Source organism: Megasphaera stantonii (genome assembly GCF_003367905.1).
GTDB lineage: Bacteria > Bacillota > Negativicutes > Veillonellales > Megasphaeraceae > Megasphaera > Megasphaera stantonii.
This window is the reverse complement of record NZ_CP029462.1, coordinates 2,004,987-2,031,301: the sequence shown is the minus strand read 5'-3', so window position 1 is coordinate 2,031,301 and position 26,315 is coordinate 2,004,987. Positions and strand designations below refer to the sequence as shown.

The window sequence follows — 26,315 nt, the reverse complement described above, 5'->3', positions numbered from 1 at the left end:
ATTTTCCCGAAGAAAAAGCGGCATGGCGCAGCCCGTTCTGTACTGCGTATGCCGCTCTATCCTATTCGATTGCCGCCGTCCGGTCAGACGGGGCGAACCCGCACGTCGCCGGCCAGCACCCGTTCCATGCCGTTTGCCGTCTCGACCATCAGGTTGCCGTTTTCGTCCAGCGTCACGGCCTTTCCCGTAAACGACCGGTCCGACGCCGAGACTTCTACGTCCCGTCCCAGCATGCAGGACAAGACCTTCCATTCTTCCAAAATCGGCGCGAAGCCCTGCTCGCCTGCCACGTCGTAGTATCGTTCCAGTTCGCGCAGCACGTCCTGCAGCAATTCCACCCGCTGTACGGGCACGTTTTCTATGGCGAAGCTCGTCACGGTCTTTTTCAGCTCCCGCGGCAGCGCTTTTTTGCCGAGGGCCGTGTTAATGCCGATACCCATGACGACGTAGTTGATCTTTTCTACGGACGCGTTCAGCTCCGTCAAGATCCCGACCAGCTTCTTGTCGCCGACCAGAATATCGTTGGGCCACTTGATGCCGCAGTGAATGAGGCCGGCCCGGCGCAGCACCTTGGTCAGGGCCACGGCGGCGACCAGCGTCAGCTTAGAAACCTCCATAGGCGGAAAGGTAGGCCGCAAAATAAGGGAAAACCAAATCCCCTGAGCGAAGGGCGAAATGAAAGAACGATCCAGCCGTCCTCTCCCGCCGGTCTGTTCTTCGGCGACGACGATCGTCCCTTCGTCAGCGCCCTGGTCGGCCAGTCGTTTGGCCACCGTATTCGTCGAATCCACCTTTTCAAAATACACGATCTTTTTTCCAAACAGGCCGGTCTTCAGCCCGTTGGCAATCTGCTCCGGCCGCAGCAGCTCCGGCGCTTCTTTCAAACAATAGCCTTTTTTCGTATACGATTCAATGACGTATCCCCGCTGTTTTAAGACGCGGATATGTTTCCAAACGGCTGTACGGGAAATCCCAAATAATTCGGAAATTTTTTGTCCGGATACGAAAGTCCCCTGATTCTCCATCAAATAATCCAGGATATCCTGTCTCATTCTTTTTCACTCCTAATACTAACGATACGATGCCGACATAGATATAGCTGACATACCTATATCTTTGGGCATACAGAAATTGTAGCATAAAAGAAATCCCTGTCAATATCAAGAAAAAGTAATATAAATCATTACATATTTTATGTATCTGCCAGAAACTTTCTCCGTCACATAAAAAAGCTGCGACAGTGCCGCAGCTTTTTCATTTAGTTTTTGTCTTCTGATACGGTATTGCCCCACGGGCTGACTTCTACATGAGGCTTCTGCCCTTCCGCCGGTTCGGCACCTTCGGCGCTTTCGCCGTCGCCTTCCGGCTTAGGCGCTTCCAGCGAACCATATTTAATCAGATTTTCTACCTGTTCGTGATTAATCGTTTCGATTTCCAGCAGCGCTTCTGCCATGCTATGAAGAGCCTTGATGTTTTCCTTCAGCATGCGCAGTACGTCCGCATAGGCCTCGGTAACGATATCGTGCATTTCCTTGTCGATCAGTTCGGCTACGCCTTCGCCGTAATTGCGGTCGTGGCCCAAGCTCTTGCCCAGGAACACCTGGTCCTGCTGTTCGCCGAAGACCATCGGCCCCAGCTTGGAGCTCATGCCCAGGCGGGTAATCATCTGGCGGACGATGCGGGTAACGCTCTGCAAGTCGCCCGACGCGCCGCTGCTGATTTCATTGAAGACGATTTCTTCGGCAGCCCGGCCGCCCAAGGCGACGCGGATCTGCGCCAGATAATACGATTTCGTCTCATAGGACCGTTCTTCATTCGGCAGCATCATCGTATAGCCGCCGGCGCGGCCGCGGGGAATAATCGTGACCTTATGGACCGGGTCGGAGTTCGGCTGCAGCAAATAAGCGATCAGGGCGTGGCCCGATTCGTGAACGGCCGTCAGGCGCTTTTCCTTGTCGCTGATGACATGGCTGCGCCGTTCCGGGCCGAAGCATACCTTTTCGCTGGCTTCTTCCAGTTCGGCCATGTTGATGACTTTTTTATCGGCGCGAGCCGCCAGCAGCGCCGCTTCGTTCAGCAGGTTGCCCAAATCGGCGCCGGTAAAGCCCGGCGTCTTCTTGGCGATAATATCCAAATCGACGTCCTTGCCGAGAGGCTTGCCTTTTGCGTGCACTTCCAGGATAGCCCGGCGGCCCCGCAGGTCCGGACGGTCGACGGTGATCTGCCGGTCAAAACGGCCGGGACGCAGCAGCGCCGGGTCGAGGATATCGGGACGGTTCGTCGCGGCGATCGTAATGATGCCTTCGTTGGCGCCGAAGCCGTCCATTTCTACGAGCAGCTGGTTCAGCGTCTGTTCGCGTTCGTCGTGACCGCCGCCGAGGCCTGCGCCGCGCTGGCGGCCTACGGCGTCGATTTCGTCGATGAAGACGATGCACGGCGCGTTTTTCTTAGCCTGGGAGAAAAGGTCGCGCACGCGGGACGCGCCGACGCCGACGAACATTTCTACGAAGTCGGAGCCGCTGATGCTGAAAAAGGGAACGCCTGCTTCGCCGGCAACGGCCCGGGCCAGCAGGGTTTTCCCGGTGCCCGGAGGCCCGAAGAGCAGCACGCCCTTGGGAATCTTGGCGCCGATGTTGTTGTATTTGCCGGGATTGCGGAGAAATTCGACGATTTCCGCCAATTCTTCCTTCGCTTCGTCTTCGCCGGCAACATCTTTAAAGGATACCTTGATTTTTCCTTCGCCGTGCATCTTCGCATGGCTCTTGCCGAAATTCATCACCCGGCCGCCGCCGCCCTGGGTCTGCTGCATGATGAAAAACCACACGCCGATGAGAATCAAAATCGGCAGGATAGAGCTCAGCAGGCTCATCCACCACGAGGGCTGTTCAGGCGGCTTGGCGATGACGTTGACCTCCGCGTCGCGCAGGGCCGGCATCATAGCCGCGTCCGTCGGGGCGTATGATGTAAAAGACGTGCCGTCCTTCAGCTGACCGACGATGGCGTGGTCGTCCGTGATCTGGACTGCGTCTACCTTTTTCTGCTGAACCTGATTCATGAAATTCGTATAGGAAATTTCCGATTTATCAGCTTTATTTGTCGTAAACGCATCGATGATAGAAACGGCAACGATGATAATCAGTAAGTATAAACTTACATTACGCACAAATTTGCTCAAGATACTACTCCTTTCAAAGTAATCTATCATTAAGTAATGTCATGCAACCAATACAATATCTATATTACCATACTTCGGACAATGCAACAACAGCTTTTCCCGCAAAACAAGACGGTAATAGTGTATGTTTATTTCGTATAAATTTCTTCCTTCAATATGCCGATATAAGGCAAATTCCGATAAGAGCTGTCATAATCCAGGCCGTAGCCGACGACGAAGGCGTCGGGAATTTCAAAGCCGTTGTAATCGACGTGGATGTCGACCTGCCGGCGCGACGGCTTGCTCAGCAAGGTAGCCAGCTTGACCGAATTAGCGCCGCGGTCTTTCAAATAGGGCACGAGATAGCTCAGCGTAATGCCCGTATCGATGATATCCTCGACGATGAGGATATCCTTTCCGGCGACGTCGTTGTCCATGTCCTTGCGAATCGTAACCGCGCCGGACGACGTGGCCGACGAGCCGTAGCTGGAACAGCTCATGAAGTCAAATTTTACGGGAACCTGAATCTGGCGGGCCAAATCCGTATAGAACACGACGGCGCCTTTCAAAATGCCGCACAGCAAAATCGTCTTGCCGGCGTAATCGGCCGTTATCTGCGCGCCCATTTCCCGCACTCGCTTCTGTATTTGTTCTTCTGTAAATAATATTTCTTTTACGTCTTGATGCATATCGTATATCCTCCCCCGGAATGACAAAGTATATATAACGACGCAGGCTTCCCTGCGATGCTTTCTTTTTCATGATTTCGTTCTGCGCCGGCCCTTTATGCCCTGCGACACTACGACGCACAAATCGGATTTCGTCGTATAGGCCGTAACGCGGCCCGTCTGGAACTGCTTGCCCGCGCCTTTGCAGGCCAGCTCCCGCATCGTTTCTACGTAATGAAAGGGTATATCCCGCTCCGTCCCCGTCGCGTTCCGGCACAGCAGGCGCACGAGGCGGCGCTGCAGGGCTACGGGCTGGCTGAGAAACCATTTCTTTTCCACGCCGGCCCCGCCTTCGCACGGCTTGACGTGAGCCTCGTACAGTCGGCTCGCCCATTGGGCCATGCAGTCGTCTTCCGCCTGGGCAATCTGCGCCAGCCGGTTTAAATCGCCGACGATGGACGGATTATACTGCCGCAGCGCCGGCAGCAGTTCCAGGCGGATGCGGTTGCGCGTAAACTGGGCAGAGTCGTTCGTCTCATCGTGACGCGGCATCAGATTCCGCTCTTTGACATAGGCGTCGATATCTCCGCGCGTTATACTCAGGAGCGGGCGGATGACGTCGCCGGTTTGCGGCCGCATTGCGCCCAATCCGGTCAGTCCGCTGCCGCGCAGCAAGTGCAGCAGCACCGTTTCCGCCTGGTCGTCCTGATGATGGGCTACGGCAATCGCCGCGGCCCCCAGACGGTCCTTTTCTTCGCGAAGCAGGCGATACCGCTCTCTCCTGCCGACAGCTTCCAGCGACGCGTGCTCCTGCGCCGCCAACGTCGGCACGTCTGCCCGGCGGCAGATAAATGGACAGGCCCGCTTCTCCGCTTCCTGCCGTACAAACCGGACCTCCTCGTCAGCGGCATCCCGAATGCCATGATGGACGTAGCATACGGCGAGGCGCAAGTTATAGTCCGGCCGCAGCCGGGCTAATATATCCAGCAGCGCCAGTGAGTCGGGCCCGCCGGAGCAGGCGATCAGAACCGTCTCTCCCGGCTGAAACAGCGAATGCTGCCGGCAGTATGCTTCTACAGTTTCAACGACGTTCATAGACCGCTCCCGCCGCTTCCGCGCCAAGCGGCATCGTGGAAGGAATGGCGGTAAAAGACGCCTTCCATCAAATCGCTTTCGCTGATGCGAATGCAGCCAAAGCCATAGTGCTGCAAAAAGGAGCGGGCGACGGCCAGCCCGGCGACGATGATGTCGCTGCGCTTAGGCTGCAGTCCCGCCACATGGCAGCGGCCTTCTGGGCCCATGCGACGCAGTCTGTCCAGGTGATAGGACAGGCGGTCCAGCGGCACGACGCATCCTTCGATGCGGGACGGATCGTATTCCGTCAGTTCCAGCTCCATCGCCGCCAGCGTCGTCAGCGTTCCGCCTACGCCGATGAGGGATGCCGAAGGCTCTATGGGCGCAGGCAGCCATTGCCGGCTGCAATAGGCTTCCAAAGCGGCCAGCTCCCCTTCTTCCATCTGATTTTTTTTCGTCAGGCGCACGGCGCCCAAGGGATAGCTGTGAGACCAGGCGACGACGCCGTCCCGGCCGACGGCCACTTCGCTGCTGCCGCCGCCGATATCCAGGACGACGGCCTCCTTGCCGGCTTCAACGCCGGCTGCCGCCCCGCAGAAGCTGAGAGCCGCTTCCTCCAGGCCGGAAATGCAGCGGCAGTGCCAGCCAAAACGGGCCCGTATTTCCGCCAAAAAGGCTTGGCCGTCTGCGGCTTCGCGCACTGCGCTGGTCGCGACGGCACAGACGGGAACGGATCCTAACCGGGCCTGCCATCGGGCCATGGCCGCAAGGGAGGCCTCAATCCCTTCCGGCGATAAATGCCTTGTCTCTTCTATCTGATAGCCGAGGCGAGTCGTTTCCAATTCTTTCGCCGAAAACTTCCAGCGATCATCTTCCCAGCGCCCCGTCATCAGGCGCAGGGAATTGGAGCCGATATCGACAACGGCAAATTCCTTATCCTTCATCTGTCATGTACCTCGTTCTAAACTCGGACAGCCCTTTCCAGTCGGTAAAACAAAAAGAGCATTCCAAGACAGGAATACTCTTTATTCGTCCTTATGATTACCGATATACGAAATCAATCGGCACGGCGAGCGCCGCGGCCGCCGCGTTTTGATTCGGTATTGCGTTTCAAATCCATCTGGCGTTCGTCACTTTCCTTCAGGAATTTACTAAGCCGGTCCTCGAAAGACAACGATGTAGAAGAGCGGCGATTCGAGTCAAAATTGTTGTGCTGGCGGAATTCATGTCTTGGACGGAACTCTTTCTTTTCCGGAGCCGGCTGGGTCTGTTTAATAGACAGGCCGATTTTTCCCTTATCGTCGACAGACAAAACTTTGACGTTTACTTTGTCCTGAACTTTCAAGAAATCGTGCACATCTTTTACATACTCATTAGCAACTTCAGAAATGTGGACCAAGCCCACCTTCTTGTCAGGAAGCTCTACAAAAGCGCCAAATTTTGTAATCCCTGTCACGGTGCCTTCCAATACACTGCCTACTTCGATTGTCATGTTACCTTATATTCCTCCTTGTATGCTTCAGCTTTGCTGATAACACGTATAACGCTATTATACTCATAAACGGCGAAAAATTCAATCGCAAAATAATGTAAATTCCTAAGGCGGAACGCCTCGTCAGCGCCTGTAGGGGATTTCTCCCGGCTCGGCCAGTCCGAACTGTTCCCGCGCCTGTTTTTCTACGGCATCGGGGGAAATAAGCTGTTCTTTCCGGTCCTTCAGCCGCTGGTTTTCTTCCGTCAAGGCCTGCTCCTGCTGCAGCGTCCGCTTCATGTCCTCGTGGATCTGCCACATCTGATACATGCGCAGGCACAGGAAGACTCCTCCGACCAGCAGTATGAGAAGGACGATGCCCTTGTACAGCGTCATCCCCTTCTTTTTTTTCGTACGCCGCCGGCGCACCGTCCCGGTACGTCGGAGCCGCCCATCCCGTTTTTCCGTCATGATTCTGCTCCTTTAATATAGGCACTGCAACACGCATGCTATAAGTATACCTTCATTTTCACTTAAGATAAAGTTTTTTCTCGATTTAATACGGCCCACTTTCGCAAACGCCGCTGATATTATATAATAGAACGTAAACTATGAAGAAACAGAGGTCTTTGCTCATGAGATATGAACCGATTACTCCTGAAATTTTAAAAAAACTGCAGGCTGCCGTCGGCCCTAAAAACGTCACGACAGATCCGGATAAAATGCAGCCCTACTCCCACGACGAAGTGACCGACCCGGCGTACCACCACATGCCCGAAGCCGTCGTCTTTGCCGAAACGGCCGAGCAGGTCGCCGCTGTCGTCCAGCTGGCCAACGACTATCATTTTCCCGTCGTGCCCCGCGGGGCCGGTACAGGGCTAGCCTGCGGCGCCGTGCCTATTTACGGCGGCATCGTCCTGTCCCTGGAAAAAATGAACCGCATTCTGGAAATTAACGAAGACGCCTTATACGCCGTCGTAGAACCGGGCGTCCGCACGTCGGACCTGCAGGACGCAGCCGAAGCCAAGGGTCTGTTCTACGCCGGCGACCCCTGCAGCGGCGACTCCTGCTTTATCGGCGGCAATATCGCCACCAACGCCGGCGGCAACCGGGCTGTCAAATACGGTACGACGCGCCATCAGGTATACGACGTGGAAATCGTCAATCCGACGGGCCGCATCGTCCAGCTCGGCGCACGCCTGCAGAAGCAATCGACAGGCTACTGCCTCGAGCAGCTGGTCATCGGCTCGGAAGGCACGCTGGGCATCATCACCAAGGCGACGGTCAAGCTCCTGCCGAAGCCTAAATACGCCCTCGATCTGCTGGCCGTTTTCGATTCGCCGGAACAAGCCATCGGCGCCGTCGGAGCCATTTTAAAGCAAGGCATCGTCCCGACCTGCGTCGAATACATGGACAATATTACGATCCGATCGGTAGAAAAATATCTCCATGAAAAGCTGCAGGGCAGCGATTCGGGCAATTACCTCATCGTCGAAGTCGAAGGCATCCATGACGACGACCTGGACGACAAGGCCGTCGCCTTAGACGAGCTCTGCACGCAACACGGCGCGTCGTCGGTCCTCGTCGCCGACCACAATAAAATCTGGCAGGCCCGCAAGGCCTTTGCCGAGGCAGTCCGCGCCGAAAGTCTCATCGTCAGCAAAGAAGACGTCGTCGTCCCCGTCGACCAGGAACCGCTCCTGCTGGCGGAAATTCTCCGCCTGGCCGGCAAATACGGCCTGATCACCCGCATTGCCAGCCACGCCGGCGACGGCAACATCCATCTCAACATCTTAAAGCCCGACGATACGCCCTACGAAGACTGGGCCCGCCGGGTCGAACAAAACCAGCAGGAGCTGTACGCCTTCATCTACGCCCACGGCGGCCGCTTATCGGGCGAGCACGGCATCGGCTTTAAGCGGAAGCATTTGATGGAAGAATTTACCAATCCCGACGAGCTGGCCATGATGAAAGCTATCAAAAAAGCCCTGGACCCCAACAATATCCTCAATCCGGGCAAAATATTCGACATAGAATAGGCCTGTCCCAGCCCGGCCGGCCGCGGCGGCTCTTGCCAAGGATAGCCATTCTGTGTATAATGATTCATGTAGTCATATATCTTCAGGGCAGGGTGAAATTCCCGATCGGCGGTATAGTCCGCGAACGCTACGGCGTAGGAGCCATGTGCTCGTGATTTGGTGCGATTCCAAAACCGACAGTATAGTCTGGATGGAAGAAGATACGATGGAGCTGCCTCCGCGCAGCTTGTGTTGTGTTGACCAAAAAGCCCTGACGCTGCTGGACAGACCGTCAGGGCTTTATCATATTCAGGAGGTTTTATTGTGGCAAAGGAAAACAGAAAATTCAATACCGTAGAAGAAGCAATCGAAGAATTGCAAGCCGGGCATATCATCATCGTCACCGACGACCCGGATAGAGAAAATGAAGGCGACTTTATCTGCGCCGCCCAGTACTGCACGACAGAAAACATGAACTTTATGGCAACGCACGGCAAGGGCCTCATCTGCATGCCCATGAGCATTGAATACGCCCGCAAGCTCGGCTTGCCGCCGATGGTAAGCGACAATATGGACAATCACGAAACGGCCTTCACCGTCTCCATCGACCACGTCGATACGACGACGGGCATTTCCGCCGTAGAACGGGCGCTGACGGCCCGCAAATGCACGGAAGAAACGGCCCGTCCCGAAGACTTCCGCCGTCCCGGCCATAACTTCCCCTTAATCGCCAAGCGCGGCGGAGTCCTGGCCCGCAACGGCCATACGGAAGCGACGGTCGACCTCATGCGCCTCGCCGGCCTGAAGCAAGTCGGCTTGTGCTGCGAAATCATGGCCGACGACGGCACGATGATGCAGACGCCGCAGCTATGGGAATTGGCCGACAAGTACAATTTAAAATTCATCACCATTCACGACCTGCAGAACTACTGCCGCCGTCACGACAAGCACGTCGTCCGCGAAGCCGTCGCTAAGATGCCGACGAAATTCGGCGAATTCAAAATTTACGGCTACGTCAACGACCTGACGGGCGAACACCACGTCGCCCTCGTCAAAGGCGACATCGGCGACGGTAAAAACCTGCTCTGCCGCGTCCACTCCGAATGCCTGACCGGCGACGTATTCGGCTCGTGCCGCTGCGACTGCGGCGAACAGCTGGCCGCTGCCATGACCCAGATCAACGCCGAAGGCCGGGGCATTCTCCTCTACATGCGCCAGGAAGGCCGGGGCATCGGCCTCATCAACAAGCTGAAGGCCTACGTCCTCCAGGAACAGGGCTATGACACCGTAGAAGCCAATGAAAAGCTGGGCTTTGCGCCAGACCTGCGCGAATATTGGATTGGCGCTCAGATTCTGCAGGATTTAGGAGCCAAAGAACTGCGCCTGCTGACGAACAACCCGGAAAAAATCTACGGCCTCGAAGGCTTCGGCGTAGAAATCGTAGAACGCGTGCCGATTGAAATGAAACCCCAGGAATTCGACGAATTCTATTTGGAAACGAAAAAGCATAAGATGGGACATATTCTTCCCCACCTGCGCTGATACAGCGTAATTATCTAAGAAAAAGAGCAGCATGCAGATTCTGAATAACCATCGGAATTCTGCTGCTGCTCTTTTTGGCTTATACCTGCGGTTCTTTCAAAATAAATTTATCTTTGTAATAGTCAATCAGCCCATCTTTTTTCATCCGGCTCAGCTCTGCCGACATGGCGCTCCGGTCGACAGAGAGAAAATCGGCCAGCTGCTGCCGGTTAAAGGGCAGCGTAAACGACGAAGATTCCTGCCGCAGCGCTTCTTCCGACAAATAGAACATGAGCTTCTGCCGCGTCGACCGTTGTGACATATACCGTATTTTCTGCGTAAGCTGCATATTGCGCCGTGCCATGATAGCCAGAAGATTCAAAGCCACACGTTCCTGCGCTTTCGTTAAAACCTGGCCTGCATGAATAATGCTGTTTACGTTGATGAACATAACTTCCGTATCGTCTAAGGCAACAACATCTACTGTCGACTTTACATCAGAAAGACACGCAAAGGCTTCGCCAAATAAACTGCCGGGGCGAACTTGGGATAAGATGTTGCGGTTGCCCCAGTAATCTTCCTGCAGGATGTGCACCGTGCCGGATAAGACAATGCCGATTTGCTCAATTGTATCTCCTGCATAGAAAATAAAATTCCCTTTTTTGTATTTCTTTTTATATATGTCCATCGCATCCAGTAGTTTGCCAATATCTTCTGTCCCGATGTGAGCAAACAACTCAGAATGTTGAATGACTGGTAAAAAATATTGCAATTTCATTCACCTCGTTGCAAAAACAACAGATTTTTCCTGCCCTGTATAGTATACTTTCACCATAAGGCAGCACACTACATGCCCATGCTATTTACGTATATAAAACCACTGGAGGAATACATTATGATTAGAAGAATTATTCAAATTGATGAAGAAAAATGCAATGGCTGCGGTGCCTGCGCAGCAGCCTGCCACGAAGGGGCCATCGCCATGGTAGACGGAAAAGCACGCCTCATGCGCGACGATTACTGTGACGGACTAGGCGACTGCCTGCCCCACTGCCCGACGAACGCCATTACCTTTGTAGAGCGCGAAGCCGCTCCCTATGACGAAGCCGCCGTAAAGGCTAATATGAAAGCCAATGGTCTGAAACATACTGGCGGATGTCCCGGCAGCCAGTCCCGCGTACTTTCTCACGGCTGCCCCGGACAGGCAGCCATGTCTCTTCAGACGACTGCCGCCGAACTTCCCAACACGCCGGCAGTCGCACAATCGCAGCTGCGCCAATGGCCCGTACAAATCAAACTCGTACCGATCAAAGCAGACTATTTCGACGGAGCCCATCTGCTCATCGCAGCGGACTGCACGGCCTATGCTTACGCCCGGTTCCATGAAGATTTCATTCGCAATAAAATTACGATTGTCGGCTGCCCTAAGCTGGACAGTATTGACTATTCCGAAAAATTGACTGAAATCATCAAACAAAATGATATCAAAGATGTCACCATTGTCCGCATGGAGGTTCCCTGCTGCGGCGGCTTGGAAATGGCTGCCAAAAAAGCACTCCAGCAAAGCGGAAAATTCATTCCCTGGCAGGTAAAGACCATTACGATTGACGGCCGCATCAAGGAAGATTAATGTCCTGGCCTAAAACGATTCCCCATCTTTCATATTGTAAAAAAAGAAGCTTATCTTTCATAGGATAAGCTTCTTTTTTATGGAGAGAAAATTCGTACCGTCTTATACGTTCCATTCTTCTTTCAGCGTAGACAAGCACATAAAGGTCTGAGACGACGAAACCGTCGGGATTTCGTTTAGCTCTTCCATAAGGAATTTTTCTAAATCATCAGGAGTTTTTACCAGCACTTTCAATAGGTAATCAAAGGCCCCCACAACGTGATGACACTCCAAGACCTGAGGGAACTGAACGACCTTTTCCCGGAATTCTTCGACGTCGCCGGACCGTTCCATATTAACCATAATAAAAGCCGTGACGTTGTATCCCGTCTTACGGCGGCTGATTTTTGCGCCATATCCTTCAATGATACCGGCGTGTTCCATTTTTCTGATTCGTTCTGCTACAGCCGGTATGGACAAACCGACAACTTTGCTGATTTCCGTAGCAGAAGCTTTTCCGTTTCGCTTCAAAATTGTCAAAATTTTGTCATCAATGTGATCCATATGTCGTTACCATCCTCTACAAATATTTATAGTTATATTATCTTACATTTTGAAGAAAAAGTAAATATTATTCAAGAAAATACTTCCGTTCCGCTTAAAATTTTACATGTAGGGGATAGTTATTCAGCTATACGAAAGTCGGCGTTCATGTCGGAAAAACGGCTGCGGAACCCGTCGGTCATGTAAATCGTTCCATCGTTTCCCGTAATTTCGCATTCTACGCCGTCCATGCCGTCGATAAAGGCCAGTCCCTTCTGTGGGCCTAACACAAAGACGACCGTCGTCAAGATATCGCTGAGCATTCCCGCATGCTCTACGTCTCCGTCGATGACGATAGAGTCGCTCATGACGCCCGAATCGGCTGGATATCCCGTGACGGGATCAAAAATATGGTGATACCGCTTTCCATCCTGAATGAAGTACCGTTCGTAATCGCCAGACGTCGACAAGGCCTGGTTTTCTATGCTCACGATGCCAAGGTATTCGCCGTTCGTATCCGAACGGGGGTGCTTCATACCGATGTTCCAGGCTTTGCCCTTGCTCGTCTTGCCGACGGCGTACATAGAGCTGGCGCCCATGTTTATCAGTCCGCTTTCAATATGATGGGCTTCGTAAATCTTGCGGACCTCATCGACGGCATAGCCTTTGGCGACGCCGCCCAGGTCGATGGACATACCGGCCTTGGCCAGCATGACGCTGTGGTCTTCCGGACGAAGGAGGATATCCTTATAGTTAACGCGCTGCATCGCTTCGGCCAGCTCTCCCGCTTCCGGAACGTGCTGATGTTCCGTCCCAATCTGCCAGAGATTGGTAATAATGCCGACGGTAATATCCCACTCGCCGCTGCTCCGTTCTGAAAAGCCCTTGGCAAAGGAAATCATCTCGTATACCGCCGGGTCTACCTGCACGTAATGGGAGCCGGCGGCAGCGTTGATCTTGCTCACGTCGCTGTCGGGATTTTGCGAGCTCGCCAGGGCGTCCAGCCGCGCGATGCGGGCAAAGCTTTCATCTACGGCTTCCTGTGCTTCTTTCCCAGTCGCTCGCAGAGAAACGGTCGTATCCATGGCAATACCGCTCCTATCATAAGAAGACTCCGGATGCAGAGAGCATCCGGAGCAACTCATCACGACCAGGAAAGCGGCAGTAAGAATATATCTTGCCCTGCGTTTCCAGTTCATCATATTAACCTATCTTTTCTTCTGCTTTTACGTCAGCCAGCAAGGAAGCAATCGCCTTCGTCGGGCATTTTGCTACGCACGTAGCTTCTTCGCAGTTATGGCAGATTTCCGGATTGACGACAGCCAAATGGTCGACAACCTTAACGCCGCCTTCATGAGCGCAGTTCTTCACGCACAGACCGCAGCCGATACAAGCAGCCGAGCAGTCCTTACGAGCTACAGCGCCCATTTCCTTGGACGAGCAGCTGACGGAAACCTTCGCGCTGATCGGCAGCAATTCAATGACGTGGTTCGGACAAATGCTGGCGCATTTACCGCAGCCGGTGCACAGCTGCTTATTAACCTTCGGAAGACCGTCTTCGCCCATGGTCATAGCGCCGAAGGGGCAGGCCTTTACGCAGTTGCCGAAACCGAGACAGCCGTATTTGCAGAATTTCGGACCCTGCTGTACGATTTTAGCGGCAGCGCAGTCATGAACGCCTTTGTATTCATAGGCCAATTTCGCGATGCCGTTGCCGCCGCGGCAGCGGATGTGAGCGTATTTCGGTTCCGTAGCTTCGGCAACCTTACCGGTCAGCTGGGCGACGATAGCTGCAACTTCAGCTTTACCGGGAACGCAAAGGTTAGGCGGAACATCGGGATCAAGAACGACAGCTTCTGCGTATTTAGCGCAGCCAGGGAATCCGCAGGCGCCGCACTGGCCTTTCGGCAATGCTTCTTCAACTTCGCCGATAAGCGGATTTTCTTCCATGGCGAACTTCTTATCTGCAAATGCAAGGACAAAGCCGAACACTACGCCGATGCAAGTCAGAATAACGACTGCCATGATTGCAATCTCAGTGTAATTCATAATAAATATTCCAACTCCTTTGCGTAATTAAATCATACCGGAGAAACCAAGGAAGGCCAACGAAAGCATACCGGCAACGATGAAGGCAATCGGAGTGCCTTTGAGCGAATGGGGTACGTCGGCGAAATCCAGTTTTTCACGGGCGCTGGCCATGAGGACGAGGGCGAGCGCAAAGCCTAAGCCGGAACCAATAGCAAATACGAGGTTTTCGAGGAAGTCGTAGTTGCTGGTAATGCTGATAACCGGTACGGACAATACGATACAGTTCGTAGCGATCAGCATGAGGTAAATGCCCCACATGTTATACAGCGTCGGGGACATCTTTTTAATGACGATTTCCAACAGCTGTACGAAGCTTGCGATCAAGATAACGAAAGAAATCGTACGAAGGAACGTCAGATCAAACGGAACTAATACATAGTTGTACAAAAGCCAAGCGAGAACCGTACTCATCGTCAAGACGGATGTTACGGCAAAGCCCATGCCTACAGAAGCGTTGAGGTTTTTGGATACGCCGAAGAAGATACATAGGCCGAGGAACTTCGTCAATACGAAGTTATTGATCAATACAGCGCCGACAAACAGCGTAAAGTATTCGCCCATTATCCTTCACTCCCTTTCAGTTGTCTTGCTCTTTCGCGGGATTCATTCCAGATCTTAATGCCGGCCATCATGAAGCCGATGAGCATGAATGCTCCAGGCGGCAGAGCCAAAATCAGAGCAGGCTGGTATTCCGGCCCGAACATCGGAGTGCCGAGCAGCGTACCGTTGCCGAAGAGTTCACGAACGACGGAAATGCAGATCATAGCGATGGTAAAGCCGACGCCCATGCCCATGCCGTCGAGGAAGGAAACGACGATGCCGTTCTTCGAAGCAATCGATTCAGCGCGTGCCAGGATGATAGCAAATACGACGACCAAGTCGAGGTATACGCCGAGGGCCTGGTACAAGTCCGGAGCAAACGCCTGAAGGAACAGCTGTACGCACGTTACGATCGTAGCGATACAGGTAATGTATACAGGTACGCGGACCTTTTTGTTAATGGTCTTACGAATAATAGATACGACTACGTTGTTGGACGTAATAACAAACCATACTGTCAAACCCATGGTCAAACCGTTTACTACGCTCGTCGTAACGGCAAGGCCCGGGCACAAGCTCAAGGCTAATACGAAATACGGGTTTTCTTCAATAATGCCTCTGCTAAATACTTTCCAAAGACTCATTATTTATTGCCTCCCTTCGTTGCGCCGGCAGCGGGCTGGGAAGAAGCGCTCTGGCCGCTCAAAGCAGCTGCTTTTTCAATCGCTTCTTTTACGCCTGCAGAGAAAGCGCGGGAAGAAATCGTAGCACCGGTCAAAGCCTGAATTTTATTCGGCTGATTCGGTTCTTTCGTTACTTCCAGGCCGTCGATTTTCTTGCCTTTGAACTGATCTTTAAACGGAGATTTCGCGCCTTTGTCGCCCAGGCCCGGCGTTTCGTTTGCAGCAAGAACGGTGTAATCGATAACGGTGCCGTCGGCAGATACAGCCGTCAGCATTTTAATCGGGCCGCCGTATCCTTTCGGAGCCGTCGGAATGATGTAAGCTACAGTTTTGCCGCCTTTTTCAGCGATAAACGTATCAGCTTCGCCCTGTACGGGAACGAATTTATCAGCGTCCGCAACCAAGGCTTTCATGGAATCCTGTTTCATCTGTTCTGCTTTGTCGGCTGCAATCGGGCCGGTGATGAAGAAGACGACGCCGATGATGCAACCCGAAACTAAACAGGTCAGAATAAGATTCAATGCAACCTTAATGATGCTGTTTCCATGATTGTCTGTCATGTTATTTTGCCCCCTTTGTTTTAACTTCACCAAAGACGGTCGGTTTTACAAGGCGGTCGATAAGCGGCGTCAATGCGTTCATCAGGAGGATGGAATAGCAAACGCCTTCAGGATAACCGCCGAAGAGACGAATCAATACGGTAATAAGACCTGCGCCTAAAGCGAAGATGATTTGGCCTTTCAAGGTAATCGGAGCCGTTACCATATCCGTTGCCATGAAGAACGCGCCGATGATAAGGCCGCCGGCCATCATCTGGAACAACGCAACGTTGGGGCCGTAAGCAACGCACATGAGAACGCCGACAGTAGCGATCATGACGACAGGAACCTGCCAGTTGACATAGCCCTTATAAATGAGGTACAAGCCGCCGAGGATCAGGAGAACCGTAGAGGTTTCGCCCAAAGAACCATTGCGCGTACCGATGAACAGGCTCTGGTAAATCGTGCCCCAGTCGTTCGTGCCGAACAGCTGGAACAGGGCGTCCGTGCCGCCGTGCTTGAATACGTTCAGCGGCGTAGCGCCGGCAACGCCGTCAACGACCGTGCCGTTGAGCTGCGTCCACGTCGTCATAGCGACAGGCCAGGAAACCATCAAGCCTGCACGGCCGACGTGAGCCGGGTTGAAGAGGTTATGACCAAGGCCGCCCATGGACTGCTTGCAGACGACGATAGCCAGGAAGGAGCCGATGATGCTCATCCACCAGGGAAGGCTCGGCGGGCAGCACATAGCCAGCAAGAGGCCGGTGATAACAGCGGAACCATCTTTAATGGTTACCTTTCTGTGCATACCTTTTTCCCATAAAAATTCGAAAACAACTGCGGAAACAATGGCTACTACGATATTGACGAGGGCATTGACGCCAAAGTAGTAAACGCCAAACGCAGCGGCAGGCACGAGGGCGGCAACGACGCTCCACATAATTTTAGGGACCGTTTCGTTACAGCGAACATGCGGCGAAGATGATACAGTAAGTTTTAATTCCTGCATGTCTTTAGCATCCTTTCCTATAGTTTGTCCTTTAGCTTCTGGACTCATGATATCCCTTCTTCCATTAGATCTTAAGCCTTCTGTGCCTTAGCCTGAGCGGCTGCCTGAATGGCTTTGCACTGAGCTTTTGCATTGCGGATATACTGGACGATGTTGCGTTTTGCCGGGCAAGTGTATACGCAGCTGCCGCATTCGACGCAGTTCATGACACCGTATTCCATGCACTTATCCCATGCCTGGCAAGAAGCGAAGATGCTCAGCTGGCTCGGAACCAAACCCATCGGACAGGCGGTGACGCAGCGGCCGCAGCGGATGCACGATTCTTCTTCGCCGACCTGGCATTTTTCCGGAGACAAGGCGAGGATACCGGAAGCGCCTTTTGTAATAGGAACATCAAGCTGGTACTGGGCAAGACCCATCATCGGGCCGCCGGCAATAATGCGGTCCGGCTGCTGAGAAAAGCCGCCGCAGTAATCGATAGCTTCCTGGAAGGTCGTACCGATACGCAGGGACAGGTTCTTCGGTTCTTTGATGCAGTCGCCCGTAACCGTCGTCAAGCGTTCGATGAAGGGGATTTCGTGGCATACGGCGTCGGCAATCGCAATGACCGTACCGACGTTGCTTACGACGCAGCCGACGTTCATCGGCAATCCGCCCGGTTCGACCTGACGGCCCGTGCAGGCTTCAATCATCATTTTTTCAGCGCCCTGCGGGTATTTCGTCTTGCAGGTTACGACCGTAACTTCAGGGATATCCTTGAAAGCTTCCGTCATGTTCTTAATCGCTTCCGGCTTGTTGTCTTCAATGCCGATGAAGCCCTGTTTTACGCCGAGAGCCTTCATGCAGATCTGCACGCCCGTTACGAGTTTTTCCGTCGTTTCTTTTTCGACCATGGCGCGGTAGTCGCAGGTCAGATACGGTTCGCATTCGGCGCCGTTTACGATAAAGGTGTCGACAGGTTTGTTCGGCGTCAATTTTACATGAGCAGGGAACGTAGCGCCGCCGCAGCCTACTACGCCGGCCTTTTTAATCAATTCAACGATTTCCTTGCTATCGAGCTGCTTCCAGTCGTGTTCTGCCGGAAGACCTTCTACCCATTCGTCTTTGCCGTCTGCCTCAATAACGACAGCCATGCATTTGACCATCATATTATGCGGCATCGGAGCTACCTTGACGACTTTACCGGACGTAGAAGCGTGGATGTCAGCATGCAGGAAGGCATCGCTGGTCCCAATAACCTGGCCTTTTTTTACCAGGTCGCCAACCTTGACTGTCGGAGTACAAGGAGCACCAAAATGCTGGCTCATAGGGATGACTACTTGATCCGGTACTGCCGGGGTTTCAATGGCTTTATCCTTAGCGTAGATTTTGCCATCATCAGGATGAACCCCACCTCTTTTAAAGGTATTCAACATCAAAAATCACCTCATTAATATATAATGAAAATAATAAAAACATGAAGCAACTATTTCGGATACGCGGCGCCCCAGCTGCGCTGCAGCCTGCGCGCGCCTGTTCCTGCCGACTGCGCCGCCGTACAGGCCGCTGCCGCCGCAGTGCTGCCGGCCAGATTCCGACGACACTACGCCGCATGTCCAAGGGTGCTCCCTTCACGCGTTTTCGTACCCGCCCTGCAAAGGCATTTGATACAAGCATGCGTTGCAGCCGGTTTATCCCATCGTTTTCCTTCTGCATAAGCCGGCTGACTAGAAAAAATAAATCGAAAGAAAGTCCGCTTCATTTCCGAGACATACTTTCAATCGCCTATATTATATCATCATATATTCTAATATTCAATGTGAAAATTAGAGCAAAGACGGCGATTCTGGCGAATTTTTCGCATATATGTCATCCCCGATTGGCGGCAAAAGAAGGGCAAAAAATTCAATAAATATTCAAAACAGCAAATTTACGTGTTTTTTACAATTCGCACCAAAGGAGTGTCTTTTCCCTATTGGTACGCATTATTGCACATTTTGCATCCATGATATTTCATCATATTTATTATTCTTTTATCGTTTCATCTTATTAAAAATGGTAGTGTCAAGTATTTTTCGCAAAATGGTTTGCAGGCCCTGATATGAGTGAAGTCACCCAGCAATGGAGGTATCCTCCAGAGCCGCCTGTAGGTGCTTCATGTTCATGTACTTCTTGTTGCCCCACTGGGTACCGGCCACATGGCGCAGCCGGGCACAGACCAGCATGAGGGCGGAGTTGCCGTCCGGGAAGCTGCCCACCACACGGGTACGGCGGCGGATCTCCCGGTTAAGCCGTTCCATGACGTTATTAGTACGGATACGGGTCCAATGTTCACAGGGAAAATCGCAGTAAGTCAGCGTTTCCTCAATGCCATCCTCCACCTTCTTGGCAGCCTCTTTCAGTTTCATGGAACGCAGTTCTTCTACCACGGCCCGGGCTTTCTCACGGGCAGCTTTCTTGCTCTCCTGCGCATGGATCGCTTTGAGCATTTTGGCCACCAGCTTCACCTTGGAACGAGGCGTTACAGAGAAGATATTGCGGTAAAAGTGTACAGTACACCGCTGGTACTTGGCCTCTGGAAACACTTCTCCTACAGCTTCCAGCATACCCAGGCACTTGTCGCCAACTACCAGTTTAACTCCATCCAGGCCCCGGCCTCGCAGCCATTGAAAGAAGCTGACCCAGCTAGCCTTGTCCTCCTTCATGCCCTCGGCAGCCCCAAGAACCTCACGGTATCCATCTTCATTTACCGCAATCGCTACCAGAATGGCCACATTCTCAAACTCTCCGCCCCAGTTGCGACGCAAGTAGATGCCGTCCACATAGACATACGGGTAATGCCCTCCCTGTAAGGGGCGGTTACGCCAATCCTCAATGTGGACATATGCCTTCTTATTCAGTTCACTGATGGTTGAGGGCGACACTTTGCTGCCCCACAGCGCCTCTGTAATGTCTTCCACACGCCGGACGGATACACCGGCCAGATACATCTCGATGAGGGCTTCTTCTACGCTGCTTTCACGGCGGCGATACCGCTCAATAATGGCGGTCTCAAAGGAAATCCCTTTGAGCTTGGGTACCTTGAGGGTAACGTCCCCGGAAGTGGTAGTGAGGCTGCGCCTGTAGTGGCCGCTGCGATAGCCCTGACGCTTCTCATTGCGCTCGTATCGGGCCGCCTGAGTCAGTTTCTCTGCCTCGGCCTCCAGCAGCTCGTTGAGAGTCTCCTCTACGCTGCCACGCACAAGATCCTTGAGCTGTCCCTTGATTACTTCCTCGTTAAGCTGTACAATCTTTTCAGACATGGTTTGCTTGCTCCTTTCAGAATGGTGTGTCGCGACTTCATTCTACCAGAGTTCTGCAAGCCATGTCTCTTTTTATTTTTGCGAAACTTATTGTACCTTATCTTAAAAATAATTCCCATGACGATGTGTTCTTCTTGTCACATATATATCTTTCTGTTTTTCAGGAGCATATATAAAAAACAGAGGTTTTCCGCTGAAAAACCTCTGTTTTACAAAGTCAAAATTTATTTTTATTTCTTTAAATCCAACGCCGTCTTGATCAGGCCCTTGAACAAGGGATGGGCCTTCGTCGGACGGGATTTGAATTCCGGATGGAACTGGCAGCCGACGAACCAGGGATGATCCTTGATTTCGACGATTTCGACAAGGCGGTCGTCCGGCGACGTGCCCGAAATCACCAGGCCGGCTTCACTGAGCTCCGTTCTGTATTTATTGTTGAATTCCCAGCGATGGCGGTGGCGTTCGTAAATGAGGTGCTCGCCGTATACGTCGAAAGCCTTCGTATCCTCTTTCAGCTTGCAGGGATATACGCCTAAGCGCATCGTGCCGCCTTTGTCGGAAATATCGACCTGATCCGGCATGAGGTCGATGACGGGGAAGGCTGCGTCTTCGTTGAATTCCGAGGACGTAGCGCCCTTGAGGCCGCCGACGTGGCGGGCAAATTCCATGACGGCGCACTGCATGCCGAGGCACAAGCCCAGGAAGGGAATCTTGTGCTCGCGGGCATACTGGACGGCGCGGATTTTGCCTTCAATGCCGCGGTTGCCGAACCCGCCGGGAACGACGATGCCGTCGATGCCCTGGAATACGTCTTCCATCGAAACGGCCGGGTCTTCCAGCGATTCCGAATCAATCCAATGGATATTGATCTTGGACTTGTAGGCGATGCCGGCGTGGTTCAGGGCTTCGGCGACGCTCAGATAGGCGTCGTGAAGGGCGACGTACTTGCCGACGAGGGCGATGTCCAATTCGTTTTCCGTGTGGTAAATATCGTATACCATCTGCTTCCAGTCTTCCATGTCGCACGGTTTGTCCGGCAGGTCCAGTTTTTCCAGCACGATGCGGTCCATGCCTTCTTCCGCCAGGAGCAGCGGCACTTCGTAAATGCTGTTCAGCGTCTTGTTTTCAATCACGGCTTCCTTGTCGATGTCGCAGAACAAGGCCAGCTTTTCCTTCATATCGTCCGACAAGGGACGTTCCGTACGGCAGACGATGATGTCCGGCTGAATGCCGATGCCGCGCAGTTCCTTGACGCTGTGCTGGGTCGGCTTGGTCTTCAGTTCGCCGGCTGCGCCGATATACGGGACGAGGGTGACGTGGATGTACAGCACGTCGTTGCGGCCGACTTCCTTCTTAATCTGGCGGATAGCTTCCAGGAAGGGCAGGCTTTCGATATCGCCGACGGTGCCGCCGATTTCCGTAATGACGACGTCGGCGTTGTCGTCGTCGCCTACGCGGTACACGCGCTGTTTGATTTCATTGGTAATATGAGGGATAACCTGAACGGTATGGCCCAAATAATCGCCGCGCCGTTCTTTCTGCAGGACGGACCAGTAAATCTTGCCGGTCGTAACGTTGGAGTTCTTGCCTAAGCTGATGTCGATAAAGCGTTCGTAATGACCTAAATCCAAATCTGTTTCCGTGCCGTCGTCTGTGACGAATACTTCCCCATGCTGATATGGGCTCATCGTACCGGGGTCGACGTTGATATACGGGTCAAATTTCTGAATCGTAACCTTAAAGCCGCGATTTTTCAGCAGCCGGCCCAAGGCCGCCGCCGTAATGCCTTTCCCCAATGAAGAAACAACCCCGCCTGTGACAAATATGTATTTAGCCATAATTCCTCCCTGCTGAGCTTGCGCTCCTATGAATACTGATAACTATATGCTTGAAAAGTACGTAGTGTTTATTTTTATTATATTACATTTTTTCAGGCGCAGAAACCCCTAAAATAGCCAAACTGTTGGCAATCGTAATCCGCACGGCCGTAACCAGGGCCAGGCGCGCCTTTTCCAGTTCCTTGTCTTCCTGAATGATGCGGCAGTGATTGTAGAACGTATGGAACAAGCCGGCCAGCTCGTGGGCAAAGTGAGCGATGCGGTGCGGCGCCCGTTCGCGGGCAGCCCGCTGTATTTCTTCCGGGAAGGCCGCCATCTTTTTGATCAGTTCCAGTTCCTGTTCGTCCTTCAGTTTATCCCACTGCACGTCGGCCCAGTTCATATCCAGCGCGTCGCCAGCTTCCTGAACCTGGCGGTAGATACTGTAAATGCGGGCGTGGGCGTATTGGATGTAATATACGGGATTTTCGTTGCTGTGCGATTTCGCCAAGTCCAAGTCAAAGTCGAGCTGCGTGTCGAGAGAACGCATGATGAAGAAATACCGGGCCGCGTCGGCGCCGACTTCTTCGATGAGCTCGTTGAGGGTAATTGCCTGGCCCGTGCGCTTGGACATCTTGACCGGCTTGCCGTCGCGGAATAAGCTGACCATCTGCAGGAGCAGTATTTCCAGTTTTTCCGGGTCGTAGCCGAGGGCCGCCATCGCCGCCTTGACGCGGGCCACGTAGCCGTGGTGGTCTGCCCCCCAGATATTGATGAGGCTGCCAAAGCCCCGGTCGTATTTATTCTTGTGATAGGCGATATCGGCGGCCAGATAGGTCGGTACGCCGTTGTCGCGAATGACGACGCGGTCCTTGTCGTCGCCGTAATCCGTCGATTTCAGCCACAGGGCGCCGTCTTTTTCATACAGCTTGCCGCGCTGTTTCAGTACATCGCAGGCCCCATGAATCGCGTCGGGGTGAAGGGTCCGTTCGCTGAACCAGTTGTCAAAATGGACATTGAAGGCAGCCAAATCCCGCTTTAAGGCTTTCAGCTTTTCAACATAGGCCCGGTCTTTAAACAATTCCAGCCGTTCCTCTTCGGGCATATTCAAGTAGGCGTCGCCGTCCTGGTCAATAATCGCCTGGGCCGTATCGATGATGTCGTGGCCGTGATAGCCGTTTTCCGGGATATCCGCTTCCCGTCCCAGCAGCTGCAAGTAGCGGGCATTGACCGAAGCGGCCAGGTTGTTCATCTGATTGCCTGCGTCGTTGATGTAATATTCTGCCTGCACGTTGCAGCCGGCGGCGCGCAGCAAGTTGACGAGGGCGCTGCCGTACGCTGCGCCGCGGCCGTGGCCGACGTGAAGAGGTCCTGTCGGATTGGCGCTGACATATTCGACCTGTACCGTGTCTTCTTCACGCAGCGGTGCTTTGCCGTACTCGGCTCCGGCGGCCAGTATATTTTTCAGCGTATCGTAAATGACGTCATGCTTTAAAAAGAAATTAATGAATCCGGCGCCGGCGATTTCCGCCCGGTCCAGCCAAGGGTAGTCCATCTGCGCGACGATGGCTTCGGCAATCATCTTCGGCGCGCGGCGGGCAATGCGGGCCGACTGCATGGCAATATTGGTAGCAAAATCGCCGAATTCCTTCTGCGGCGGAACTTCCAGGCTGATAGCCGGATAGTCGCCGGCAGGAAGAGTCCCTGCCGCAATCGCTTTGTCCAGAGCTTCAGCAATGCCCTGTTTCAATAATTCCTTCATTTCCATTACAGTTATCCTCCTGCACAGTAATCGTTAATTGCGTATAGTTTGAACCGACGCCTTCCAAATCGACATCGTAGCCGAGATGAATCGTGCCGACGCCTTCGCATAGCTGAACGTCACACTCATAGGTTCTGAATGTGACGTTCAATGCGCCGATAGGCGTTTCATACTTAGAATGCGAAACCTTTCCCTTGCGGTATTCCTGACGCTGGTGCACCTTTCCGAGACGCAGCAGCATGACCGCGCCGTCCGGCAGGACTTTGATAACCGTCGTCACGCCTTCCATATCGGTCAGCTCGCTTTCTTCGTACACGATGTACTGCGTGCGTTCTTTTTTATACGCCTTGCCTTCGGAAACGAGCTCGATAGCCAGCTCCTCTCCCTCTTCGTTGCGCTGAACGCTCTTTACCTTTACGATGACGGGCTTCATGCATTCCAACCTTTCTTATCATACTATCAATAATCCAATATTGCTATTATATAACAAGTGTCGGGAAAAAGAAATAGTTTATTTCGCGATTTACCGCGAATTCTCCCCGTCCCTGACTTCGATAATATAGGGCCAGTATTTTTTCGGCATGAACTGCCGGCGCAGCGGGTCGTTCCGCCGGTCGGCAATGGCGATGGTGCGGTAATATTGCTTCCACAAGGCGGCGAACTCTTCTTCCTGCTCCGACACGTCGACGCGCTGCAGTACCTTGGGAATGTCTACTAAGACAGCTTCACGGCGGTCGTAATATACGCCTATGCGCCGCCGCCTGTCGTGGATAACCCACTCTTCGCTGCCAAGGCGCTTCACAAAATGGGGAGCCATGACCGGCACGACGCAGCACGTCGGCGCCAGCGGGCAGTACAGCATGCCGCCCTTCAATTCCTGAAACCGCGCCAGCCCCAGCAGCTTATGCCGTTCATTTCCCGTCTTGCGGGCCCACTGGCGGACTTCCCATACAGCGGGCTCGCTCAGATGATGCAAAAACTCCCCCTTCAGCCGGAAGGCCTGCCGGATATACTGGAGCAGCTTCATCTCCCGCTGCGGCTGTTCCGCTAAAAAGGCGTAATACAGGAAATGGCACGTCTTTCCGCCGCACTGGGCCTGCAAACCGTCCAGGATGCGCTTCGCTTTCACGCCGTCTGCAGGCACATACTGCTGACGGCCAAACAAATCGCCCGCTCCGTCGCAGCATATGTCCTCCGTATGCTGCAGCCCGTCGTGCCAGGCGTCGAACACGGCGGACAGATAGCCGAAAAAGGACCCGTCGTATACATAGATCATGAGTTGACTCCTGCAAATAAATCCATCGGTTCATATCGCCCGGCCTGCTCCGCGTCCAAGAGGCGGCTGCGGATGTAGTCCGGCCGGTCCGACTCTCCGTAAAACCGTCCCCGGCAGGTGATGAAGTATTTGGCCCGTTTCAGGACGATGCCTAAGCGGCGCAGCGTATCGTAGGACAGCCACGCCGACCGGCGGGCCGCACAGATGCGCCGGGCCGACGTCACGCCGATGCCGGGAACGCGGAGCAGCATGTGATACGACGCCTTATTGATTTCTACGGGAAATATTTCGGGATGACGCAGGGCCCAGCAGGCCTTCGGGTCCAGATGAAGATCAAAGTCCGGCTCGGCGTCGGTCAGGATTTCATCGGCAGAAAACTGATAGTACCGCAGCAGCCAGTCGGCCTGATACAAGCGGTGCTCCCGCAGCAGGGGAGGCTGCGTCAGGGCCGGCAGGTTCGGGCCGGTCATAGCCGGCACATAGGCGGAATAATACACCCGCTTTAATTCGACCTGCTTGTACAGGGCCTCGCTGAGCCGCAAAATCGTCCGGTCGCTGTCCGGCGTCGCGCCGATGATGAGCTGCGTCGTCTGTCCTGCCGGCACAAAAGCCGGCGCTTTCCGGCTCGCCTTTCGATTCTCTTTTCGTTCGGCAATGCCGCTGCGGATTTCCCGCATGGGAAGGAGGATGTTTTCCTTTGTCTTCTGCGGCGCCAGCAATTTTAAGCCTGCCGAAGAGGGCAGCTCGATATTGACGCTCATGCGGTCTACGTATTTCCCCAATTCGCGGATGAGGCGCGGATCCGTTCCCGGAATGCCTTTCATATGAATATAGCCGTTGAAGTTCTTTTCTTCCCGCAGCGTCTTCGCCGTCCGAATCAGCAGCTCCGTCGTTTCGTCGGGCGAGCGGTACACGCCGGAGCTGAGAAATAATCCTTCAATATAATTGCGCCGATAAAACTCGACGGTCAGCTCGGCAATTTCCTCAGGCGACAGCATGGCCCGCTCCGTTTCATGGCTGCGGCGGTTTACGCAGTAGGCGCAGTCGTAAATGCAGTAATTCGTCATGAGGATTTTCAGCAGAGACACGCATCGCCCGTCGGCCGACCAGGTATGGCAGATGCCGCCGTACGCGCCGTTGCCGATTCCACCAGCTTTATTTTCCCGCCGGCTGCCGCTGGATGAACACGACACGTCGTATTTTGCAGCGTCGCTCAAAATCGTCAGCTTTTTCTGCATAACGTCCCATTTCATAAGCAT

The 26,315-nt window shown here is 53.5% G+C and carries 26 protein-coding genes and 1 riboswitch; of the genes, 3 read left to right on the top strand and 23 right to left on the bottom strand.

The window, feature by feature from the left end; genetic code table 11:
• Positions 1–83: 83 nt before the first annotated feature.
• The 7 genes from DKB62_RS09475 to DKB62_RS09445 all read right to left on the bottom strand — a co-directional run bounded on the left by DKB62_RS09475 (position 84) and on the right by DKB62_RS09445 (position 6,838).
• Positions 84–1,052 (bottom strand): biotin--[acetyl-CoA-carboxylase] ligase, encoded by a 969-nt coding sequence (locus tag DKB62_RS09475; RefSeq protein ID WP_095629181.1) that lies wholly within the window; start codon positions 1,050–1,052, stop codon positions 84–86.
• 206 nt (positions 1,053–1,258) lie between these two features.
• The gene (ftsH, locus tag DKB62_RS09470) at positions 1,259–3,175 is read right to left on the bottom strand and encodes an ATP-dependent zinc metalloprotease FtsH (protein ID WP_198643539.1); all 1,917 of its coding nucleotides are present in this window, start codon (positions 3,173–3,175) and stop codon (positions 1,259–1,261) included.
• Positions 3,176–3,303: 128 nt separating this feature from the next.
• Positions 3,304–3,843, bottom strand: a complete 540-nt coding sequence (hpt, locus tag DKB62_RS09465; protein WP_107196537.1) for a hypoxanthine phosphoribosyltransferase — start codon at positions 3,841–3,843, stop codon at positions 3,304–3,306.
• Positions 3,844–3,912: 69 nt separating this feature from the next.
• Positions 3,913–4,917: a tRNA lysidine(34) synthetase TilS gene (gene tilS / locus DKB62_RS09460; protein ID WP_107196536.1), complete on the bottom strand. Its 1,005-nt coding sequence runs from the start codon at positions 4,915–4,917 to the stop codon at positions 3,913–3,915.
• Positions 4,914–5,840: a Ppx/GppA phosphatase family protein gene (locus DKB62_RS09455; protein WP_107196535.1), complete on the bottom strand. Its 927-nt coding sequence runs from the start codon at positions 5,838–5,840 to the stop codon at positions 4,914–4,916. The genes tilS and DKB62_RS09455 overlap by 4 nt, the downstream gene beginning before the upstream one ends.
• Before the next feature lie 113 nt (positions 5,841–5,953).
• Entirely contained in the window at positions 5,954–6,388 is a 435-nt protein-coding gene (locus DKB62_RS09450; protein ID WP_087476792.1) for a S1 domain-containing RNA-binding protein, read from the bottom strand.
• 123 nt (positions 6,389–6,511) lie between these two features.
• The gene (locus DKB62_RS09445) at positions 6,512–6,838 is read right to left on the bottom strand and encodes an FtsB family cell division protein (RefSeq protein WP_087476791.1); all 327 of its coding nucleotides are present in this window, start codon (positions 6,836–6,838) and stop codon (positions 6,512–6,514) included.
• Between the two features lie 164 nt (positions 6,839–7,002).
• Between DKB62_RS09445 and DKB62_RS09440 the strand changes: the two genes are divergently transcribed.
• Positions 7,003–8,406: an FAD-binding oxidoreductase gene (locus DKB62_RS09440; protein ID WP_107196534.1), complete on the top strand. Its 1,404-nt coding sequence runs from the start codon at positions 7,003–7,005 to the stop codon at positions 8,404–8,406.
• A 74-nt stretch (positions 8,407–8,480) separates the two neighbouring features.
• Positions 8,481–8,612, top strand: a riboswitch (FMN riboswitch).
• 97 nt (positions 8,613–8,709) lie between these two features.
• Entirely contained in the window at positions 8,710–9,927 is a 1,218-nt protein-coding gene (locus tag DKB62_RS09435; protein ID WP_107196533.1) for a bifunctional 3,4-dihydroxy-2-butanone-4-phosphate synthase/GTP cyclohydrolase II, read from the top strand.
• A 79-nt stretch (positions 9,928–10,006) separates the two neighbouring features.
• On the opposite strand, the gene DKB62_RS09430 is transcribed toward DKB62_RS09435, so the two are convergent.
• A complete protein-coding gene (locus tag DKB62_RS09430) occupies positions 10,007–10,594 on the bottom strand; it encodes a Crp/Fnr family transcriptional regulator (protein ID WP_232818830.1) in 588 nt (195 codons plus the stop codon).
• 207 nt (positions 10,595–10,801) lie between these two features.
• Here DKB62_RS09430 and DKB62_RS09425 point away from each other — a divergent pair, with 207 nt between their 5' ends.
• Positions 10,802–11,536: an ATP-binding protein gene (locus tag DKB62_RS09425; protein WP_107196531.1), complete on the top strand. Its 735-nt coding sequence runs from the start codon at positions 10,802–10,804 to the stop codon at positions 11,534–11,536.
• A gap of 102 nt (positions 11,537–11,638) precedes the next feature.
• Here the strand turns inward: DKB62_RS09425 and DKB62_RS09420 are convergent, their stop codons facing one another.
• The 15 genes from DKB62_RS09420 to DKB62_RS09355 all read right to left on the bottom strand — a co-directional run bounded on the left by DKB62_RS09420 (position 11,639) and on the right by DKB62_RS09355 (position 26,309).
• Complete coding sequence (locus DKB62_RS09420; RefSeq protein WP_087476787.1) at positions 11,639–12,079, bottom strand: Lrp/AsnC family transcriptional regulator; 441 nt, start codon at positions 12,077–12,079, stop codon at positions 11,639–11,641.
• A gap of 119 nt (positions 12,080–12,198) precedes the next feature.
• Positions 12,199–13,143, bottom strand: coding sequence for an FAD:protein FMN transferase (locus tag DKB62_RS09415; protein ID WP_107196530.1), 945 nt, complete (start codon positions 13,141–13,143; stop codon positions 12,199–12,201).
• A gap of 118 nt (positions 13,144–13,261) precedes the next feature.
• Positions 13,262–14,107 (bottom strand): RnfABCDGE type electron transport complex subunit B, encoded by an 846-nt coding sequence (rnfB, locus tag DKB62_RS09410; protein WP_087476785.1) that lies wholly within the window; start codon positions 14,105–14,107, stop codon positions 13,262–13,264.
• 27 nt (positions 14,108–14,134) lie between these two features.
• Positions 14,135–14,710 (bottom strand): electron transport complex protein RnfA, encoded by a 576-nt coding sequence (locus DKB62_RS09405; protein ID WP_087476784.1) that lies wholly within the window; start codon positions 14,708–14,710, stop codon positions 14,135–14,137.
• Complete coding sequence (gene rsxE, locus DKB62_RS09400) at positions 14,710–15,333, bottom strand: electron transport complex subunit RsxE (protein WP_087476783.1); 624 nt, start codon at positions 15,331–15,333, stop codon at positions 14,710–14,712. Before rsxE ends, DKB62_RS09405 begins: the two co-directional genes overlap by 1 nt.
• The gene (locus DKB62_RS09395) at positions 15,333–15,932 is read right to left on the bottom strand and encodes an RnfABCDGE type electron transport complex subunit G (protein ID WP_087476782.1); all 600 of its coding nucleotides are present in this window, start codon (positions 15,930–15,932) and stop codon (positions 15,333–15,335) included. Before DKB62_RS09395 ends, rsxE begins: the two co-directional genes overlap by 1 nt.
• Before the next feature lies 1 nt (position 15,933).
• Positions 15,934–16,968 (bottom strand): RnfABCDGE type electron transport complex subunit D, encoded by a 1,035-nt coding sequence (locus tag DKB62_RS09390; RefSeq protein ID WP_087476781.1) that lies wholly within the window; start codon positions 16,966–16,968, stop codon positions 15,934–15,936.
• A gap of 23 nt (positions 16,969–16,991) precedes the next feature.
• Complete coding sequence (gene rsxC / locus DKB62_RS09385) at positions 16,992–18,335, bottom strand: electron transport complex subunit RsxC (protein WP_095629173.1); 1,344 nt, start codon at positions 18,333–18,335, stop codon at positions 16,992–16,994.
• Positions 18,319–18,615: a hypothetical protein gene (locus tag DKB62_RS12625; RefSeq protein ID WP_157949733.1), complete on the bottom strand. Its 297-nt coding sequence runs from the start codon at positions 18,613–18,615 to the stop codon at positions 18,319–18,321. The genes rsxC and DKB62_RS12625 overlap by 17 nt, the downstream gene beginning before the upstream one ends.
• 395 nt (positions 18,616–19,010) lie before the next feature.
• A complete protein-coding gene (locus DKB62_RS09380) occupies positions 19,011–20,201 on the bottom strand; it encodes an IS256 family transposase (protein WP_115759899.1) in 1,191 nt (396 codons plus the stop codon).
• 230 nt (positions 20,202–20,431) lie between these two features.
• Positions 20,432–22,039: a CTP synthase gene (locus DKB62_RS09375; RefSeq protein WP_107196780.1), complete on the bottom strand. Its 1,608-nt coding sequence runs from the start codon at positions 22,037–22,039 to the stop codon at positions 20,432–20,434.
• An 82-nt stretch (positions 22,040–22,121) separates the two neighbouring features.
• Positions 22,122–23,786 (bottom strand): arginine--tRNA ligase, encoded by a 1,665-nt coding sequence (gene argS / locus DKB62_RS09370; protein ID WP_107196779.1) that lies wholly within the window; start codon positions 23,784–23,786, stop codon positions 22,122–22,124.
• Positions 23,749–24,213: a YwiB family protein gene (locus DKB62_RS09365; protein WP_095629170.1), complete on the bottom strand. Its 465-nt coding sequence runs from the start codon at positions 24,211–24,213 to the stop codon at positions 23,749–23,751. Before DKB62_RS09365 ends, argS begins: the two co-directional genes overlap by 38 nt.
• Positions 24,214–24,303: 90 nt before the next feature.
• Entirely contained in the window at positions 24,304–25,056 is a 753-nt protein-coding gene (locus tag DKB62_RS09360) for a TIGR03915 family putative DNA repair protein (RefSeq protein WP_107196778.1), read from the bottom strand.
• A complete protein-coding gene (locus DKB62_RS09355; RefSeq protein ID WP_232818853.1) occupies positions 25,053–26,309 on the bottom strand; it encodes a putative DNA modification/repair radical SAM protein in 1,257 nt (418 codons plus the stop codon). The genes DKB62_RS09360 and DKB62_RS09355 overlap by 4 nt, the downstream gene beginning before the upstream one ends.
• Positions 26,310–26,315: the final 6 nt, after the last annotated feature.